At 45.0% G+C, this 16,589-nt stretch carries 18 protein-coding genes; 14 read left to right on the forward strand and 4 right to left on the reverse strand.

Annotation, left to right across the window (positions count from 1 at the left end; translation table 11 throughout):
- Positions 1 to 75: 75 nt before the first annotated feature.
- Genes cofH through MSVAZ_RS08020 form a run of 4 tightly spaced genes read right to left on the reverse strand, consistent with a single transcriptional unit; the run spans position 76 to position 3,705 of the window.
- Positions 76 to 1,206, reverse strand: coding sequence for a 7,8-didemethyl-8-hydroxy-5-deazariboflavin synthase subunit CofH (gene cofH / locus MSVAZ_RS08005; protein ID WP_048120022.1), 1,131 nt, complete (start codon positions 1,204 to 1,206; stop codon positions 76 to 78).
- 3 nt (positions 1,207 to 1,209) lie between these two features.
- The gene (gene cofG, locus MSVAZ_RS08010) at positions 1,210 to 2,211 is read right to left on the reverse strand and encodes a 7,8-didemethyl-8-hydroxy-5-deazariboflavin synthase CofG (protein ID WP_048120024.1); all 1,002 of its coding nucleotides are present in this window, start codon (positions 2,209 to 2,211) and stop codon (positions 1,210 to 1,212) included.
- Between the two features lie 58 nt (positions 2,212 to 2,269).
- Complete coding sequence (locus MSVAZ_RS08015; RefSeq protein ID WP_048120027.1) at positions 2,270 to 3,547, reverse strand: phytoene desaturase family protein; 1,278 nt, start codon at positions 3,545 to 3,547, stop codon at positions 2,270 to 2,272.
- Positions 3,544 to 3,705, reverse strand: coding sequence for a 4Fe-4S binding protein (locus MSVAZ_RS08020; RefSeq protein ID WP_048120029.1), 162 nt, complete (start codon positions 3,703 to 3,705; stop codon positions 3,544 to 3,546). Before MSVAZ_RS08020 ends, MSVAZ_RS08015 begins: the two co-directional genes overlap by 4 nt.
- Positions 3,706 to 4,815: 1,110 nt before the next feature.
- On the opposite strand from MSVAZ_RS08020, the gene fpoA reads away from it, so the two are divergent.
- The 14 genes from fpoA (at position 4,816) to MSVAZ_RS08090 (ending at position 16,399) form a co-directional block, all read left to right on the forward strand.
- Positions 4,816 to 5,190 (forward strand): F420H2 dehydrogenase subunit FpoA, encoded by a 375-nt coding sequence (gene fpoA, locus MSVAZ_RS08025; RefSeq protein WP_048123805.1) that lies wholly within the window; start codon positions 4,816 to 4,818, stop codon positions 5,188 to 5,190.
- Positions 5,178 to 5,732: a F(420)H(2) dehydrogenase subunit B gene (gene fpoB, locus MSVAZ_RS08030; protein ID WP_048120031.1), complete on the forward strand. Its 555-nt coding sequence runs from the start codon at positions 5,178 to 5,180 to the stop codon at positions 5,730 to 5,732. The genes fpoA and fpoB overlap by 13 nt, the downstream gene beginning before the upstream one ends.
- A gap of 47 nt (positions 5,733 to 5,779) precedes the next feature.
- The gene (gene fpoC, locus MSVAZ_RS08035; protein WP_048120033.1) at positions 5,780 to 6,256 is read left to right on the forward strand and encodes a F420H2 dehydrogenase subunit FpoC; all 477 of its coding nucleotides are present in this window, start codon (positions 5,780 to 5,782) and stop codon (positions 6,254 to 6,256) included.
- A gap of 9 nt (positions 6,257 to 6,265) precedes the next feature.
- Positions 6,266 to 7,390, forward strand: coding sequence for a F420H2 dehydrogenase subunit FpoD (gene fpoD, locus MSVAZ_RS08040; RefSeq protein ID WP_048120036.1), 1,125 nt, complete (start codon positions 6,266 to 6,268; stop codon positions 7,388 to 7,390).
- Positions 7,391 to 7,395: 5 nt separating this feature from the next.
- Entirely contained in the window at positions 7,396 to 8,436 is a 1,041-nt protein-coding gene (gene fpoH, locus MSVAZ_RS08045) for a F420H2 dehydrogenase subunit FpoH (RefSeq protein WP_048120038.1), read from the forward strand.
- A 4-nt stretch (positions 8,437 to 8,440) separates the two neighbouring features.
- Positions 8,441 to 8,851, forward strand: a complete 411-nt coding sequence (gene fpoI / locus MSVAZ_RS08050) for a F420H2 dehydrogenase subunit FpoI (RefSeq protein ID WP_048120040.1) — start codon at positions 8,441 to 8,443, stop codon at positions 8,849 to 8,851.
- A complete protein-coding gene (locus MSVAZ_RS21530) occupies positions 8,848 to 9,138 on the forward strand; it encodes an NADH-quinone oxidoreductase subunit J (protein ID WP_048120042.1) in 291 nt (96 codons plus the stop codon). Before fpoI ends, MSVAZ_RS21530 begins: the two co-directional genes overlap by 4 nt.
- The gene (gene fpoJ / locus MSVAZ_RS21535; RefSeq protein WP_048120044.1) at positions 9,128 to 9,379 is read left to right on the forward strand and encodes a F420H2 dehydrogenase subunit FpoJ; all 252 of its coding nucleotides are present in this window, start codon (positions 9,128 to 9,130) and stop codon (positions 9,377 to 9,379) included. The genes MSVAZ_RS21530 and fpoJ overlap by 11 nt, the downstream gene beginning before the upstream one ends.
- A gap of 37 nt (positions 9,380 to 9,416) precedes the next feature.
- Positions 9,417 to 9,719 carry a F420H2 dehydrogenase subunit FpoK gene (fpoK, locus tag MSVAZ_RS08065; RefSeq protein ID WP_048120046.1) on the forward strand — a complete coding sequence of 101 codons (303 nt, stop codon included), beginning with the start codon at positions 9,417 to 9,419 and terminating at the stop codon, positions 9,717 to 9,719.
- Entirely contained in the window at positions 9,713 to 11,731 is a 2,019-nt protein-coding gene (gene fpoL, locus MSVAZ_RS08070; RefSeq protein WP_048120048.1) for a F420H2 dehydrogenase subunit FpoL, read from the forward strand. The genes fpoK and fpoL overlap by 7 nt, the downstream gene beginning before the upstream one ends.
- Positions 11,731 to 13,218, forward strand: coding sequence for a F(420)H(2) dehydrogenase subunit M (gene fpoM, locus MSVAZ_RS08075; RefSeq protein WP_048120050.1), 1,488 nt, complete (start codon positions 11,731 to 11,733; stop codon positions 13,216 to 13,218). The genes fpoL and fpoM overlap by 1 nt, the downstream gene beginning before the upstream one ends.
- A gap of 3 nt (positions 13,219 to 13,221) precedes the next feature.
- Entirely contained in the window at positions 13,222 to 14,667 is a 1,446-nt protein-coding gene (gene fpoN, locus MSVAZ_RS08080) for a F(420)H(2) dehydrogenase subunit N (protein WP_048120052.1), read from the forward strand.
- 13 nt (positions 14,668 to 14,680) lie between these two features.
- Positions 14,681 to 15,055 carry a F420H2 dehydrogenase subunit FpoO gene (locus MSVAZ_RS08085; protein WP_048120054.1) on the forward strand — a complete coding sequence of 125 codons (375 nt, stop codon included), beginning with the start codon at positions 14,681 to 14,683 and terminating at the stop codon, positions 15,053 to 15,055.
- Positions 15,056 to 15,802: 747 nt separating this feature from the next.
- Positions 15,803 to 16,399, forward strand: coding sequence for a hypothetical protein (locus MSVAZ_RS08090; protein WP_048120056.1), 597 nt, complete (start codon positions 15,803 to 15,805; stop codon positions 16,397 to 16,399).
- The last annotated feature ends 190 nt before the right edge of the window (positions 16,400 to 16,589 follow it).

Raw genomic sequence — 16,589 nt, forward strand, 5'->3', positions numbered from 1 at the left:
TAAAATTCCTCATTTCCCTGAGTGTTATTCAACTATCTACTGCTTTTATCCGTACAATTTGAAGAGGATACCAGCTTATTCTGAGGCTCTACACCCTGTAATTCTGTTAGAGTTCCCGGAAGTCAATTCATGTACTCCTTTGTAAAGGGTTGTCCTCTCTTTTGGAACTCTTCCGGCTCCGTAGATCATCCATTCCAGTTCTTCAACAGAGATACTTTCTCCATTAGGAGCTCCTGCCAATCTGGAAATACTCTCTTCCATGAGTGTACCTCCCAGGTCATTTGCACCACAGTGAAGAGCAAACTGGGAAAGCTTCTTCCCCAGTTTTACCCAGCTTGCCTGAATATTATCTACGTGCCCGTGAAGAAGGATACGTGAAACAGCATAGATTTTCAGGTCATCGAGGCCAGGAGTAGCATACCTGCCCTCTCGGATCATTTTTTCACCAATCGGATTATTATAAGGCATAAAAGGCAGAGGCACAAACTCGGTAATTCCGCCAGTCTCTTTCTGAATATCCCTGATAGTCAGGATGTGCTCAATTCTCTCTTCAGGAGTTTCGACATGCCCGTACATCATGGTTGCCGTGGTAGGGATTCCTGTAGCATGTGCCTGTGTGACCACTTCAATCCACTCCGCAGTCTTGAGTTTTGAAGGGCAAATAATTTTCCTGACACGGTCAGAGAGAATTTCGGCTGCAGTTCCGGGCATTGTATCAAGCCCGCTTCGTTTCAGCTTTGAAAGGGCTTCACTTACTTTTATGCCACTGACACGAGAAGCATGGTAAACCTCCATCGGGGAAAAAGCGTGAATATGCATTTCCGGAAATTCGGCTTTTATGGTTTCTGCAATTTCCTGGTAAAAGTCAAGGCCCACATCCGGAAGAAGACCTCCCTGGATACAAACTTCGGTAGCTTTTTCCTTCTCAGCTTCTCTAACCTTTTCCATAATTCCTTCTATGCTGAGGACCTTACCATCGTTTGTCCTGAATGCACAGAACCCGCAGGTGCCTACACAGCGGCTTGTGAAATTTATGTTTCGGTTTACTACGTAAGTAACCGTATCTCCTGCCGTAAGAGAGCGAAGTTCGTCCGCAAACCTGAAGAGTTCAAAAGGAGGTACCTCCAGAAGCAGGAGACCATCTTCTTTTGTGCTCTTCCCCTGGTATGCTCGTTCTATGAGATCTTCGGGAATCCTGTTGTTCATTTTTCAATTCCTCCGCATGCCCTCTGTCCAGGGCTTTTTCCTGTAACCGTCAGCATCAGAGAGTTGTTCTATAAGCCCGCCTATCCTGTCCGAATACCATTCATTTCTTACATACTGAGGGTAAATTGGCAGGCGTTCCCTGAGCAAAATAGGACTTAGTTTCCTTTGCAAGTCCTTCACATCCGGCCATTCAGCTTCAGGATTAATCCAGTCAATTGTCAGTGGAGATATGCCTCCCAGGTCAGTTACTCCTTTTGCGATAAGGGCTTTGGGGTCTATAAGGTTTGGGGCGACCTGCACTGCTATGTCAGAAGGAAGGATCTGTCTGGCCAGGCATATAGTGTCAATCATTTCTTCTATTGAAGGAGCAGGAAAGTTTTCCATAGTTGTCCCGGGTTTTGGGGCAAAGTTCTGGATAATAACTTCCTGGATGTGCCCGTATTCCCTATGAAGAGACGCAATAGCTTCAAGGGACTCAATTCTATCTTCCCTTTTTTCCCCAATTCCTATAAGAAGGCCGGTAGTATAGGGGATCTGGAGTTTTCCTGCTTCTCGAATGGTATTAAGCCTGAGTTCGGGAAGTTTGCCGGGGCAGTCCTTATGGGCGTCCAGGGTTGCCGTGCTCTCAAGCATAAGCCCCATGCTTGCATTCAAAGGCTTTAAAGCCTTCAGCTCCGAGCGCGTCATAATCCCTGCATTCGTATGAGGAAGGATTCCAATATCGATTGCAGCCTCACAGAGAATGAGAAGGTATTCAAGCGTGGAAGAATAACCGAGTTCTTTAAGCCATTTCCTGTACTCCGAAACCTCCTCTGCATATTCCCCAAAGGTGAAAAGAGCTTCGGTACACCCTGCATTTGCCCCGTTTTCAAGTACAGGAAGAATTTCTCCGGGTCTCATGAGCCTGGCGCCTGGTTGTCCGGGCTCCCGCCGAAAACCGCAGTAACCACAGTGGTTCCTGCAAATATTGGTCACAGGAACGAAAACGTTTTTCGAGTAGGTCACAAAATTGGGATTTTTTGGTGGAATGATAAAACACCTGATGAGTTTGTTTTCTGAAATTTTAGTCCAGGATTTTCTTCATGGTAGCAACTACACCAAGAGCTACACCTTCAACTTCAATGCCGCCTTTTCCTTTGGCTCCATCCCCTACAACGTAAAGTCCGGGAATAGGGGTCTCATTACCAGGATCCGTGCCTGAGGCAGCCCTGTTTACCGGCCAGTTGTCGTGGTATGACTGGATAAGCAGGACTTCGTATTTTTTATTGGGAAAGATTTCTTTAAGGTCCTGAAGCCCCAGTTCAATTTCAGCTTCGAGATTTTTCACGTTCTCAGGGGCTACGTGTTGATGGGACATTGTAAGATGCTTGCCAGGTGGAGCGAGTCTCGGATCGACCTGCGTAACTTCATTTATCCCATTTACTCTTTTTGCATATGGGGTTAGAAGGACACCCGAATGCCCTACAAGAGGCTCGTCTGCAGCAAGACATATCTTTATCCCGGCAGAAGGCTTCAGGGTTTCAAGTCTTCTGAGGTATTCTGAAGCTTTTTCGCCTGACAGGGCCTCCGCACAGAGACATGCAGTTGCAGCATGCCCTAAATTGCTGATGACCAGGTCTGCTTTATGAGCCTCCTCACCAACAAGAACACCCGCAGCTTTTCCGTTTTCTACAAGGATTTTGGAAACCTCGGTCTCGGTATGAATCTTTCCGTCATGTGCAGCAATCACACTTTCCAGAGCATCGATTACTCCTTTGCATCCTCCAATAGGAACTCCTGGGCCGCCGAATCTGTACATGTTTTCAATGATTTCGAAAACTTCTTCCACAGAAACTTCGTCACTTCTAAGGCTCAATGCCCAGCCACAGAAAGCGTCGGCAAATTTCTCAAGCCAGTCATCTTTAAACTGTGACCTGAGCCATGCCTGCAAAGTGCTTCCTGTTGGGCGGTTCTTTCGCGTACTTACTATAAGAAGGGCGATCTTCAGGCGGTCTTTATGCGAGAGAAGTGTGGAAAAATCGTTAAACAAAATATCTTTGAAGCCTTTCTCATAATCCTTGCTGCCTTTTTTCAGAGGCACGCGTACAGTTGTATTATCTGCCCTAACAATTTTTACATCGGCTCCGACTTCGTTGAGGAACTTGGCAAGAGGGCCTGCAGGTCCATGGGGCAGGACATGGAAAGCTCCGCTTGAAACCTGGAATCCCTTGTAACTGAGGTTTGTAAACCTTCCTCCTGTGATGGGAAGCCTTTCAAAAACATCTACCTGGTACCCTGCCTTTGAGAGCCTGGCCGCACTTAAGAGCCCGCCAAGTCCTGCGCCAATCACAATCGCTTTCATGCCAACACCTCTATAGCCTTAACAGGGCAGTAAAGAGCGCAGATTCCGCAGTCTATGCAGGCGTCAGTAGCTTGTGCCTTTCCTTTTACCTCTATTGCTCCTTGTTTACAAAAAGAAGCACACTGGCCGCATCCTACACAATTATCATTAATCTTCATGCGATTCCACCAGTTTTTCTATCATGAAAAGACTTATTATAATGTATTGGTACAGTATGTTCTCAGGGTCATGCTAAAAAGTATAGTATTCTCTTTCCATGAATACGGAGACCCTATGTGTACCCGGTAGTATGTAATTTATTTATTTTCTGTCAACTATTCTTATACTGCTTCACTAATGATTCTGCTATTGATTTTATCATATCTCGTAAAATATAAGGTGGACCATTCCATATTTAGTGGGGTTCCATTCCAGATTCTGCAGCAAGATGGCCTAACTTTTATTATTTCTTTATTATTTTTATTTTATGTGATGCATGAAAAACCTTTTATTCTGGGAATTTCTCATGATTTTTATATTATTATATATGAATGTTTTATTCAATCTAAAATAATTAAAGTCTATATATACTTATTGTGCTTCTATGAAGCTTACTTATATATATTATAAATAATATTATTTATGTTTGGGGAACTGGAAGGGAATAACATATACATAACTTGCAGAATTCCGTAAACGGAATAGGACTTTATTCCAATTTTTTAAACATATCCATATTCTAAAAACAGATTTTAATTATTTGAACTTAATATTTATATAATATTAATTATCTAGCAAATAGCGATAAGTAACTCCTCATTCGTTTGCAGCAATTAGTATGAGGTTCTGTAATTTTAAGCAATTATAATTATTAATTATATTAATCTCAATCAATTGGACCTATGCTGCCTGAAACAGGAATTCCCCTGAACTTCTGGCAATTATCATACAATTCCGGGCAAAGAAATCTAAATTTTCAAAGCCTGGAAGCAAATGCCTGTACAAAGGGATCTTTTTATCGAAATTAAAGATCTCTGTGGACTCAGGCATCTATCAAAGGACCTGTGTCTGGACCGAAAACAATTTCCCTAAACCCGGTTGTCTGGACGCAGTTTTGTTGTCTAAAAACCCCAAATTCGTGTCATGTAATGCTGCACTTAATTCAGGTTGCTGCACTTAATTCAGGTTGCTGCACTTAATTCAGGTTGCTGCACTTAATTCAGGTTGTTGCACTTAATTCAGGTTGCTGCACTTTGATTCAGGTTGCTGCACTTTAACAGGTGATATTAATGTCTGAAATAATTGATAGCTACATACCAGTTGCAATATTCCTTGTCGTGGCACTTGTTATGCCTCCAATGACAATGTTTATGGTAAAGCAACTGAGCCCGAGGAGCAAGGCAGCCGGCAAATACACGACATATGAGTCGGGTTCGGTTCCCACAGGAACTGCAAGGATCCAGTTCAATGTTGAGTATTATCTTTATGCAATTGCATTTGTGCTCTTTGATATAGAGGTGCTTTTTCTTTACCCATGGGTTACGGTCTATAAGGGGCATGGGATCACCTCTCTTGCAGTGGTTGAGATGTTTGCCTTTATTTTTATACTGCTCTTCGGATACATTTATCTCTGGAAAAAGGGGGCCCTTACATGGGTGAAGTGAAGGAGAAAAAAACGAGTAAACCCTATGAGACCTCGGAAGAAGAAATTCCTGGAGTTCTTACAACAACAGGCAATGCGATCAGTGATTTTCTCAAGAAAACTAAGGTTCAGGACTTTATTAACTGGGGTAGGAAAAATTCGCTATGGTTTATGACCCAGCCAATGGGCTGTTGCGGAGTCGAGATGATTGCAATGGGCTGTGCCCACTATGATACGGACCGCTTTGGAATTATTCCGAGAAACTCTCCAAGGCAGGCTGATGTTATGCTCATAAGCGGCTACGTGACAAAGAAATACCTGCCTGCTTTAAAAAGACTCTGGGAACAGATGCCTTCTCCTAAATGGGTCATCGCTTTTGGAGACTGTTCAATTAGTGGCGGCCCATTCTATGAGTCATATAGTACTGTCCAGAATATTGATGAGATATTTCCAATCGATGTCTTTGTCCCAGGGTGTCCTCCAAGGCCAGAAGCAATGCTTCAGGGATTTGTGGAACTACAGGAAAAAATCAAAGCCAAAAAAGACCTGGGCTCGGAGTATTAAGGTTACTGAGGTTCTTCTGAAATTTCAGAGTTATTTGAGGGAAAATTATGGATGTCACAGAAATTCTCAAGTTATTAACAGGCACATTTCCTGAGGCAATCTCCGAAGCCGCAGCCGAGTCCGAAATCCGTGCCAGGGCATATGTGGGCAGGGAGAAGGTGAAAGAAGTTTGCCAGTACCTTAAGGATTCCCTTCAATTTGACCACCTCTGCTCAGTCTGCGGGGTGGACTACATAAAAAGGAATGAGTTTGAGGTAGTCTATCATATAGCATCATATAATCATCCTGTGGTTCTGACGCTTAAGGCCAGGCTTCCGAGAGAAAGTCCGGAAATCGAATCCGTTGTATCGGTGTACTGGAATGCAAACTGGTATGAAAGGGAAACTTACGAGCTTTTCGGGATTCTATTCAAAAACCACCCTAACCTGAAGCCACTTGTACTTCCCGAAGATATGCTTGGAGAATGGCCCCTCAGGAAAGATTACGAGGGCTTTCCGAATAAGACGGCCAGAAACCTGGTGTGAGGGTGAAAAATGGAAGAACGGCTTGAACCAGATGAGATGATCGTACACCTGGGCCCTCAGCATCCCATGCAGCCCGGCCCCTTCAGGCTAAACCTGAGGTTAAAAGGGGAAACAGTAGTGGATGCTGACATAGAACTGGGTTTCATTCATAAAGGTATTGAAAAGATTCTGGAGAATAAGACTTACCTCCAGGGAATAACAATCGTGGACAGGATCTGCTATCTTGTGGCTCTTGTAAACGAAGAATGTTTTGTAGGCTGTACCGAGAAATTACTTGGCATCGAACCGCCTGAAAGGTCTCAATATATCCGGGTTATTCTTGACGAGCTTACAAGAATTCAGAGCCATCTGCTGGGTATGGGCGAGTTTGGAGAATTCATTGGTTTTGTTTCCATGTTCATGTACACGGTAAGGGAACGAGAAGAAGTCCTGAGCCTGATTGATATGATCACGGGAGCCAGAATTACTCACAGCTATCTCAAGTTCGGAGGAGTACGCGACGACCTTCCGGATGGGTTTAAAGAAAAAGCAATCTCTGTCCTCAACAAACTCAAAAAATCAGTTGACGATTTTGAGGAAATGTTCCACACGGACAGGATCTACAGGGAAAGAACTGTCGGAGTTGGCGTCCTGACTGCTGATGTCGCAAAGAACCTTGGGGTTTCAGGGCCTGCTTTGCGTGCAACCGGTGTACCTTTCGATATCCGGAAAAATGAACCTTATCTGGTTTATAAAGACCTTGACTTCAAAGTCTGCACTGAAACTGCAGGAGACTGTTTTGCAAGAGTCCAGGTCAGACTTAATGAGATCCGGGAAAGTATCTATATCCTGGAACAGTGTTTCGACCAGATTCCCAGCGGCCCTCTCTTCCCCGAAGGTTCCCTGTACGGCAGGAGAACCCCTGTAATGAGAGTTCCTGCCGGTGAGGTGTTCTACAGGGTGGAAGACCCAAGAGGGGAAATGGGAATGTACATGATTTCCGACGGTTCGGACAAGCCATACAGAGTAAAGATTAGAGGCCCCTACTATCCTACCCTGCAAGCTCTGCCTCCCCTTATAATAGGCACGACTGTTGCAGATGTAGCAGCAATCTCAGGCAGCATGGACGGGTGTACCAGTGAAGCGGACAGGTGATTCTGATGACAGTAGTAATTCCTGAATATATAACCCCTTTAATTCCCTGGATCAGAGGAATATTTGGCCTTGTTCTGATTGGAATTATTTTCGTCGGAGCAATGGGAGCTGTCTGGCTTGAACGGAAGCTTTCTGCTGACATCCAGACAAGGATGGGGCCCTGCCGCGTAGGAAAATATGGGCTCTTGCAGCTTGTAGCCGATGCAATCAAGCTTTTTACGAAAGAAGACTTAAAGCCGCTGAATGCTGACAGTTTACTTTTTAATAATGCTAATATTTTCATGCTTGGTTCGGTTTTTCTTATGCTTGTCGCCCTTCCTGTGGGCGCGGTCTTTATTAATGGGGTCGAATACACGCTTGCGGTCACCCAGATGGACATCAGCGTGCTTTACATCGAAGCGGTGTCCGCATTATCCATTTTCGGAATTTTCATGGTGGCTTACGGCTCGAATAACAAATACTCCCTGCTTGGGGCTTTTCGAAACTTTGCACGAATGGTAGGATATGAAGTACCTCTTGGAATAACTGTCATAAGTGTAGCTGCTATGACAGGTTCGCTTAATATCGTAGACATTTCGACTGCACAGGGCCTGCGCTGGAATATTTTCCTGCAGCCCCTGGGATGTTTTGTATTCTTTGTATCACTAATGGCTGATATGGGAAGACTCCCCTTTGACCAGAACGAGTCCGAAGAAGAACTGATAGCAGGGTGGATTACGGAATACTGTGGAATGCGTTTCGGGCTGGGTTTCTTTGCCGAATACATCCACATGATCCTTGGTTCTTTCCTTGTAGCCCTTCTCTTCCTCGGCGGCTGGAACGTACCAGGCTTTATTGCAAACAACTCTTTCTTTGGCATTATTGCTCCAACAGGCTTCCTCATTGTAAAAGTTGTCTTTGTACTTATGGTAATTATAGGGCTCAGATGGGCTGTCCCGAGGTTCAGGATTGACCAGGTTGTTGACCTGAGCTGGAAAAAATTGCTTCCTCTTGCCCTTTTAAACCTTGTCTGGGCTGTAGGGCTCGGACTCTACCTGGGGGCGTGAAATTATGGTCCTTAAAAACATTAAATACGCAATTAGAAACATCACAAGGCCTCCCGTAACCAGGATGTACCCGGAAAAACAAAGCGAGCTTTCCGACCGGTTCAGGGGGCTTCAGATACTCGATAAAAGTAAATGCATAGGCTGTGGCATCTGTGCCAATACATGCCCCAATGCCGCAATCAAGATCGTAAAAGCTCCGATTGCACCAGGCAGCACAAAACAACGCTGGTTCCCTCAGATTGACATCGGACACTGTCTTTTCTGCGGGCTATGTATCGACCAGTGCCCGAAAGAAGCGCTTTCCAGCGGCAAGGAATACGCTAAAGGTCTCGTTAAATGGAAGCACAAAGACCTGCTCATGACCCCTGAAAAACTTGCAAGGGAAGTCGATATTGAGGAAGGTGACGAGAAATGATCGGACTCGAAACAATGGGAGAAGCCCTGAAAATGGCTGTCTTCTGGGTTCTTGCCATCTCTACAGTATTCTTTGCAGTCTTCGTAGTAACTGCAAAAGATATTGTCCGGGCCGGGCTTGCCCTGATCATGTGCATGTTTGGAATTGCAGCTCTCTACATCCTTTTGAATGCCCAGTTCCTGGGAATCATTCAGGTACTGGTTTACATCGGAGCAATCGGAGTTCTCATTCTCTTTGCGGTTATGCTGACAAAGCACGAGATAGGAGGTGGACCCGGTGAGGATTAACCGGCCTTTAGCCTTTCTCGTAGTTTTGCTCTTTACAGCTATTGTGGTAATCGGGGCTTTTGGAACTTCCTGGAACACGGTTTCCGAACTCCCCCAAAACCAGGCTGACCAGAGTAATATAGAGGGCATTGGAATGCTGATCTTTACTCATTATGTAGCGCCTTTTGAAGTCCTTTCAATCGTCCTGCTTGCCTCCCTCATAGGAGCGATTTACCTGGCAAAAGGGGAGGGCAACCGATGACTCTAAACTTTTACCTGGCAAAAGGGGAGAGAAACCAATGATTCCTTTAATCTTTTACCTCGGGCTTGCAGCCCTGCTGTTTTCAATAGGACTCTATGGCGTAATGACACATAAAAACGGTATCAGGATGATTATGTGCATTGAGCTCATGCTCAACTCTGCAAACCTGAACCTGGTGGCTTTCTCCAGCTACACGGATACCCTGAACGGGCAGGTTTTCGCCATATTCTCAATTGCCCTTGCAGCTGCCGAAGCAGCAGTCGGGTTTGCAATCCTCATGGCAATCTATAGAATGCACGATAAGATCAACCTTAATGAGCTCAAGATCCTGAGGTGGTAAAAACGGCTCTGGAAGAATTCGCATTTTTAATTCCTCTGCTTCCGGCACTGGCTTTTGTAATCACCTTCTTCTTCGGCAGGAAAATGCCAGCAGGTGGTGCCATTGTCCCTATACTGGCAATTGCCGCTTCCTTCGTAATCTCTTTAATGATTACTCTCAGGCTGCTGGCAAACCCAGAAGAGGTTATAAGTCAGTCTTATCCCTGGTTTGCAATGCTCAATATAGGAGTGTTGATTGATCCCCTGGCCGCAGTAATGCTGTCAATGGTCTCTTTTGTGAGCCTGCTGATCCATATCTATGCAGTTAGCTATATGTCAGGTGACCCGGGAGAAGCCAGGTATTTTGCAGAAACCGCACTCTTTACCGCAGCAATGCTTTCCCTGGTGCTTTCGGACAACATCCTTCAGCTCTTTGTTTCCTGGGAACTTGTAGGGCTGTGTTCCTATCTCTTAATTGGCTTCTGGTTCGAAAGGCCCTCGGCTGCAGCGGCTGCCAAGAAGGCTTTCCTGACAACCAGGATAGGAGATGTGATGTTCCTTACCGGGATAATTGTACTGACCTCCGACCTCCTGAAACTTGCAGGCGGATTCCAGGAAGGGACATACCTGCTCCGTTTTGACGAAATCTTCAGTTATATCCCGCAGCTTTCTGCCTTTCATTCAAACATTTTCGGCTTTGAAGTAAGCCACCTTACCATCATCACCCTGCTCCTCTTTGGAGGGGCCGTAGGAAAGTCCGGCCAGTTCCCTCTGCATGTATGGCTTCCTGACGCAATGGAAGGTCCGACAACCGTTTCGGCCCTTATCCATGCCGCAACAATGGTTACTGCCGGTGTCTATCTGGTCGCAAGAACCTTCCCCATGTTTATTGCAGCCCCTGATACCCTCATGGTAGTTGCTTACCTTGGAGGTTTTACCGCGCTCTTTGCAGGCACGATGGGAATCGTAATGAACGACCTCAAGCGCGTGCTTGCTTACTCGACCATAAGCCAGCTCGGTTACATGATGCTTGGCCTTGGCCTCGGTTCGGCAATCGGGCTTGAAGCAGTAGGCATTTCTCTCTTCCACCTGATCAACCATGCTTTCTTTAAGGCCCTTCTTTTCCTCTGTGCAGGCAGCGTAATCCACGCAGTAGGCACCCAGGACATGAGGGAACTCGGAGGCGTAAGAAAGGTAATGCCAGTTACGGCTGCCACTATGGCAATTGCAGCCCTGGCTCTGGCAGGTTTCGGAATACCCGGGACCTCAATAGGGACAAGCGGTTTTTTCTCAAAGGATGCGATTATTGAGGCTGCCTATCTCTTTGGAGAACACAGCAACAACTGGATCCCCTATGCATTCTCAATTGCGGCTGCACTTCTCACGTCAATTTACATCTTCAGGCTGATCTTCATGACCTTTACAGGGAAGCCGAAAAGTGACTACCATGGACATGAATCTCCCGCTATTATGACAATACCACTTTCAATTCTGGCAATCTTTTCCCTAGTGTTTGGGGGGCTGACAAAAACAGGGTTCATGGATTTCCTTGAAGAAACATTTGCAAACAGCTTCGTGAATCTTGACATAGGAAGCCTTGCAGCCTTAGGTCGAAATGAGCTTGTAGGGGCAGCAGGGAGCGAATCTCTCTTTGTCCAGTGGCTTCCGATGATAGTTGCCGTTGCAGGTCTTGCAGTTGCTTTTGTGATCTATTATCTGAGGATAATTAAATTCGGGCCGCTTGCTTCCATGAAGAACCCGGTTTACAGGCTGCTCTACAAGCGCTATTACCAGCATGAAATCTATACTGAATTCTTCTCGCTTGGAATCGTATACGGAGTCATTGCTTTCCTTTCACAGGTGCTTGATGTGATCATTGACAGTATCGTGGAAGGAATCGGAATTCTTACAGTAGGTGTAAGTGAGGAGCTCAGGAGAGTTCAGACCGGAGTTGTTCAGACTTATGCAATTGCAGTAGTTGTGGGTGTCAGCCTGCTAATAATACTTGTTAAGTTAATTATGGAGGTACTCTGATGCTGCCGGTCGCATCACTGTTGATTCTGGTGCCGCTGATTTTTGCAGCAGTTACCTTTTTCACAAAAACGAAAGATCAGGCTGCAGGCCTGGCTTTTTTAGGGTCCATTGCAACTCTTGGCCTTACCCTGTATGCCTACCTGAACTTTGACAGCAGTACGGCTGTCATGCAGTTCTTTGAATCGATAGACTGGATCCCCTTGCTGGGAGTTAAATATTCAGTTGGGATTGACGGCGTTTCCCTGCCCCTTATCCTCCTGAATGCAATAGTTATCCCGTTCCTGATCCTTTATAGCTGGAAGGAAGACAGGGAATCTCCTAACCGGTTTTATGGTTTGATTCTTACCATGCAGGCTGCAGTTATAGGAGTCTTCGTATCCCTTGATTTCGTGGTCTTTTATGTATTCTGGGAACTTACCCTGATCCCTCTTTTCTTCATGGTAAACATCTGGGGAGGAGAAAAGAGGGCCCATGCGTCTTATAAGTTCTTTATCTACACGCATGTTGCCTCTCTGGTAATGCTTCTTGGGATCTTCGGGCTCTTCTATGCCTCCTGGCAGCAGACCGGGGTCCCCACCTTTGATATAAGGACACTTGTTGCACAGTTCCAGTTCTTAGGGTCCGGCCTGTTAAGGGATGCAATCTTTCTCTCCATCATTTTCGGGTTCCTGGCAAAGCTGCCGATTTTCCCCTTCCACTCCTGGCTTCCGGATGCTTATACCGAAGCCCCGACCGCAGGCAGTGTACTCTTTATTCTGCTCAAAATAGGAGGATACGGGCTTTTCAGGATCTCACTTCCAATGCTCCCGAATACTGGCAACCCTGAGCTTATGATTACCATGCTGGGTTTCCTTGGAGCTTTCAGCATTCTTTATGGAGCTCTTGTAGCTCTGAGGCAGAAAGACCTCAAGCGTATGATCGCTTATTCCAGTTTAAGCCACATGGGATATGTTTTACTGGGTTCGGCAGGCCTTGTTACCCTTTCGGTTTCAGGAGCTATGTTCCAGCAGTTTTCCCACGGGCTTATAATGAGTATCATGTTCATGTCCGCAGGAGCGATCCAGACAAGCACGGGGACAAGGATAATCAACAATCTTGGCGGGCTTGCAAAGAAGATGCCAATGCTGGCTGTACTTATGATGCTCGGTTTTATGGCATCCCTTGGCCTGCCAGGACTTACCGGCTTTATTGCCGAGTTCCTGGTGCTGGCCTTCAGCTACGTCAACCTGCCTGGATTTGTCTTGCTTGCCCTTCTGTCAATAGTGATTACTGCAGGTTACAATCTATGGGCAATGCAGAGGGCAATGTTCGGAGTTTATAGCGAGAAGTTCGGGGATGTCAGGGACATCGATTCTCTTCAGGTCTTTTCGATGGGAATAATTGCCCTTCTTGTGCTTTATTTCGGCCTGAACCCGAATCCTGTGCTTAATATGATGATTACGAATTCGAAAGCAATAGTAAGCCTCGCGGCTGCCCTGGGGGTGTAAAAAATGGAAAATTTAATGCTTCTCGCACCTGAAATTGTAGTCGCTGCAACCGGTCTGATTATACTGTTTATAGGGGTCTTCATGTCCCCCAGGACCAAGAATATTCTTGGTTACCTGGCAACTCTGGGAGTCCTTGCAGCTCTGGTTCTGACAATCCAGAGTTTCGGGATTGAAGCTACGATGTTCTCTGGCACTGTCAGCATTGATGCCCTTTCCCAGTTCTTCAAACTGGTCTTCCTGGCAGTTGCACTGATTGTTTCGGTTGCTTCAATTAAGTATAATGAAAACAGTGACCATACCGAAGAGTTTTATTCCCTGGTGCTTTTTGCAACCCTCGGGATGATGGTTGTTGCCTCCTCAAATGACTTTATCCTGCTCTTCTGTGCCTTTGAGCTGGCAAGCTTTGCTACCTATGCCCTTGCAGGTTTTGAGAAACAGAACCAAGTGTCCCTCGAAGGAGCCATGAAGTACTTTATGATGGGTGCAGTTTCTTCAGCGCTTATGCTTTTTGGGATATCTTTTGTGTATGGGGCAACGGGCACTACCAGCATTCCAATGATTGCTGAAAATGCCTCCCTCCTGGCAGAAAACCCTATCGGGCTTGTTGCAGTTGTGCTGCTCATTGCAGGTTTTGGCTTCAAGATGGCTCTTGTACCTTTTCATATGTGGGCTCCGGATACCTATCAGGGTTCTCCTTCAGTTGTCTCCTCCCTTCTTGCAGCCGGGTCGAAGAAAATGGGTTTTGTGGCGGCTTTCAGGGTTTTCATCCTGGCGCTTGCTGCACTCCAGCCTGACTGGCAGTTAGCTTTTACAATTCTGGCAGTCGTAACCATGACCTTCGGAAACGTGGTTGCAGTCTCTCAGACCAGCGTGAAACGTATGCTTGCTTACTCTTCTCTGGCCCAGGCAGGGTATATTGCAATGGCTTTTGTGGTAATGACCCCAATGGCTCTTACAGGTGGAATTTTCTATACCCTTGCCCATGCCTTTATGAAAGGAGGGGCATTTATCGCAGCCGGCGCAGTTGTCTGGATGATAACTACTCAAAGGACAGGGGACCTTCAGGTTCCAGACCACCTGGACAACTTTAGGGGCCTTGGGAAGAGAATGCCGCTAGTAGCTCTTTGCATGACGGTTTTCGTCTTTGCCCTTGCAGGCATTCCACTGACTTCCGGTTTCATGGCCAAGTTCGTGCTCTTCTCTTCAGCCATTCAGGCAGGTATGACCTGGCTTGCGGTAATTGCAATCCTGAACAGTGCCCTTTCATTGTTCTATTATGCACGGCTTGTAAGGTACATGTACTTCCTTCCCCCTGAAGGCAAAAAGATCGGCCTGCCTTTCCCATATGCAGCAGCCCTCCTGCTTGCAACAGCCGGCGTGTTTGCAATGGGCCTATGGCCTGAACCCTTCTTGCAGTGGGCAATGGAAGCAGCAAAGGTACTGATCTAAGGAGATATGAGACATGACAGATTGTGATCTTTGCGGAAAAGCGATCCCGGCCGTAATTCCTGTCCGGGTTTTCCGCTCCCGCCTCAAATTCGCCTATCCTGAGGGTGTCTGGAAAGGGCTCTGTGAGACCTGCCTGGATTCCTCCCAGGAGACCTATTTAAGCATCGACAAAAACGAAATCTCCTGCAGGCGAAACAAATGCGTCCTGTGCGGTAAAAAAGGCAGGGTTTACCCTGTGGAAATTCAGATTCCCGATTTTTCAAAAGGAGTTATAAGAAAAAAGGTAAATGTCTGCACAAAATGCCTGGATTCTATCAATGAGACTTATATCAGGTTTAAAGGAGAGCAGATTGAGGGTTCGGTTTGTGAACACGGGCATGAACACTGAATTTGAGTAAAGCTACGTTTTGTGTCTTTATATTACTTTATTGGTTCATTTCTTTCGTTATAATAAACGGAAAAAGACGGAATGGACAAGAATTACTAAGTAAGTTTAACTTTTCTTTTTTGGCTGAAACCGATTGCTTTTCCATCACCTTTGTCTGCTTATAATTTGCAATTTGAGTTTATCAGTCGTTTATCTGACTTTTCGCAGATGTCCATTCAATTTTCACTATTTTTTTCGATATCGTTTTTTCTGAAAATTACCCTGCTTATTCAAGCTTCATTGAAAGATTCTAACCTATATTTCCGGAAGTTTTAGTTGAGATAATAATTGTAAATTATTAAGTAAAAGAACAAAAACGATAGTCGGAAAAATGTTCTTTTTTTCAAGACATCTGCGGAAGGTCGGGTTTATCTATATTCTCAGGTTCACAGTGTTGCATAACTAAAATCATTATAATATCTCTTAGTTTTAATTTTTATTGTACAATACTGAAAGCTCTTTTTAAAAATGTGCTTTCGGCTGTAATTTTATAGGACTTACGCACTTGAGGACAAAATCAATCAAGGAAAATACTGTAGATTGAAATCATTTTTTAGACGGTTAACAGTCTGATGCTATTGATTTTTCAGTTCAACTGCGTAAGTCTTAATAATATTACTTTTGGGATGATCTTAATGAATATAACTCTAATCAAATACAAATTGAACGCCAGATACCATAATATGATAAAAAAACTATAGAAGATATATGAAAAAAGTAGTTATTTTAGGAATTCTACAAATGATCCTTCTCGGTGCGTTCCTGCTCTCGTCTGGATGTTCATCATCGACAGAAAGTACGACTACCTCCTCTTCTACGTCTCAGTCAATTTCCATGATCACAGACAAGACGCAATATGTCCACGGCGAAATGGTCAAGCTAAAAGTAACAAACAACCTAGATGATCCTATTTGGTATATAGGCTACCCTCAGCGCGATCTAGTCTTCTGGGAGATTGAAAAGTCTCAAAGCAATGGTTGGCAAAGTGTGGACTTTCGTCTGCCAGTGATTGAAGAAGGAAAAGAGGTTTGTCAAGTAATACTTTATGAACGACCTATTGGTGACGTAACGGAGCTTAAACCCCACTCTGACCTTCTTTACGAGTGGAACCAGCAAATATGCTCACTCAAGACAGTGACTGAACCATTCGAACCTGAGATAATTAAGCGAGGTAAATACAGATTTGTATTCCACTACAGTTTGTTCACAGTGAAATCAGAAAACGTCGAGAATGAACCTTGGAAAAGACCGATTGACCTAGGTGAAACGAAGACAATTTATTCTAATGAATTTGTTTTGAAGTAAATGGAATAACGTTTCCAGGATTATGGAGAGCCTATACGAGAGTAGAATAACTGCAACTTATTATAATACAGAGTAATGACCCCACGAAAAAATCATATACAACTAATAGTGTCATGGCAACTTAGTTATGATGCCTTAATACCTAGACAACATTTCATCCTTAGTCCCATTCTTAATTATAGTGATCCAT

Source organism: Methanosarcina vacuolata Z-761 (assembly GCF_000969905.1).
GTDB classification, from domain to species: domain Archaea; phylum Halobacteriota; class Methanosarcinia; order Methanosarcinales; family Methanosarcinaceae; genus Methanosarcina; species Methanosarcina vacuolata.

Bases quoted from the DNA above. Each gene is read 5' to 3' on its own strand.
- fpoH (WP_048120038.1), top strand. From the start codon at position 7,396: ATGACAGTAGTAATTCCTGAATATATAACCCCTTTAATTCCCTGGATC.
- MSVAZ_RS08015 (WP_048120027.1), bottom strand. From the start codon at position 3,547: ATGAAAGCGATTGTGATTGGCGCAGGACTTGGCGGGCTCTTAAGTGCG.
- fpoD (WP_048120036.1), top strand. From the start codon at position 6,266: ATGGAAGAACGGCTTGAACCAGATGAGATGATCGTACACCTGGGCCCT.
- fpoC (WP_048120033.1), top strand. From the start codon at position 5,780: ATGGATGTCACAGAAATTCTCAAGTTATTAACAGGCACATTTCCTGAG.
- fpoB (WP_048120031.1), top strand. From the start codon at position 5,178: ATGGGTGAAGTGAAGGAGAAAAAAACGAGTAAACCCTATGAGACCTCG.
- fpoN (WP_048120052.1), top strand. From the start codon at position 13,222: ATGGAAAATTTAATGCTTCTCGCACCTGAAATTGTAGTCGCTGCAACC.
- fpoK (WP_048120046.1), top strand. From the start codon at position 9,417: ATGATTCCTTTAATCTTTTACCTCGGGCTTGCAGCCCTGCTGTTTTCA.
- MSVAZ_RS08020 (WP_048120029.1), bottom strand. From the start codon at position 3,705: ATGAAGATTAATGATAATTGTGTAGGATGCGGCCAGTGTGCTTCTTTT.
- cofH (WP_048120022.1), bottom strand. From the start codon at position 1,206: ATGAACAACAGGATTCCCGAAGATCTCATAGAACGAGCATACCAGGGG.
- fpoA (WP_048123805.1), top strand. From the start codon at position 4,816: ATGTCTGAAATAATTGATAGCTACATACCAGTTGCAATATTCCTTGTC.
- fpoM (WP_048120050.1), top strand. From the start codon at position 11,731: ATGCTGCCGGTCGCATCACTGTTGATTCTGGTGCCGCTGATTTTTGCA.
- MSVAZ_RS08085 (WP_048120054.1), top strand. From the start codon at position 14,681: ATGACAGATTGTGATCTTTGCGGAAAAGCGATCCCGGCCGTAATTCCT.
- MSVAZ_RS21530 (WP_048120042.1), top strand. From the start codon at position 8,848: ATGATCGGACTCGAAACAATGGGAGAAGCCCTGAAAATGGCTGTCTTC.
- MSVAZ_RS08090 (WP_048120056.1), top strand. From the start codon at position 15,803: ATGAAAAAAGTAGTTATTTTAGGAATTCTACAAATGATCCTTCTCGGT.
- fpoI (WP_048120040.1), top strand. From the start codon at position 8,441: ATGGTCCTTAAAAACATTAAATACGCAATTAGAAACATCACAAGGCCT.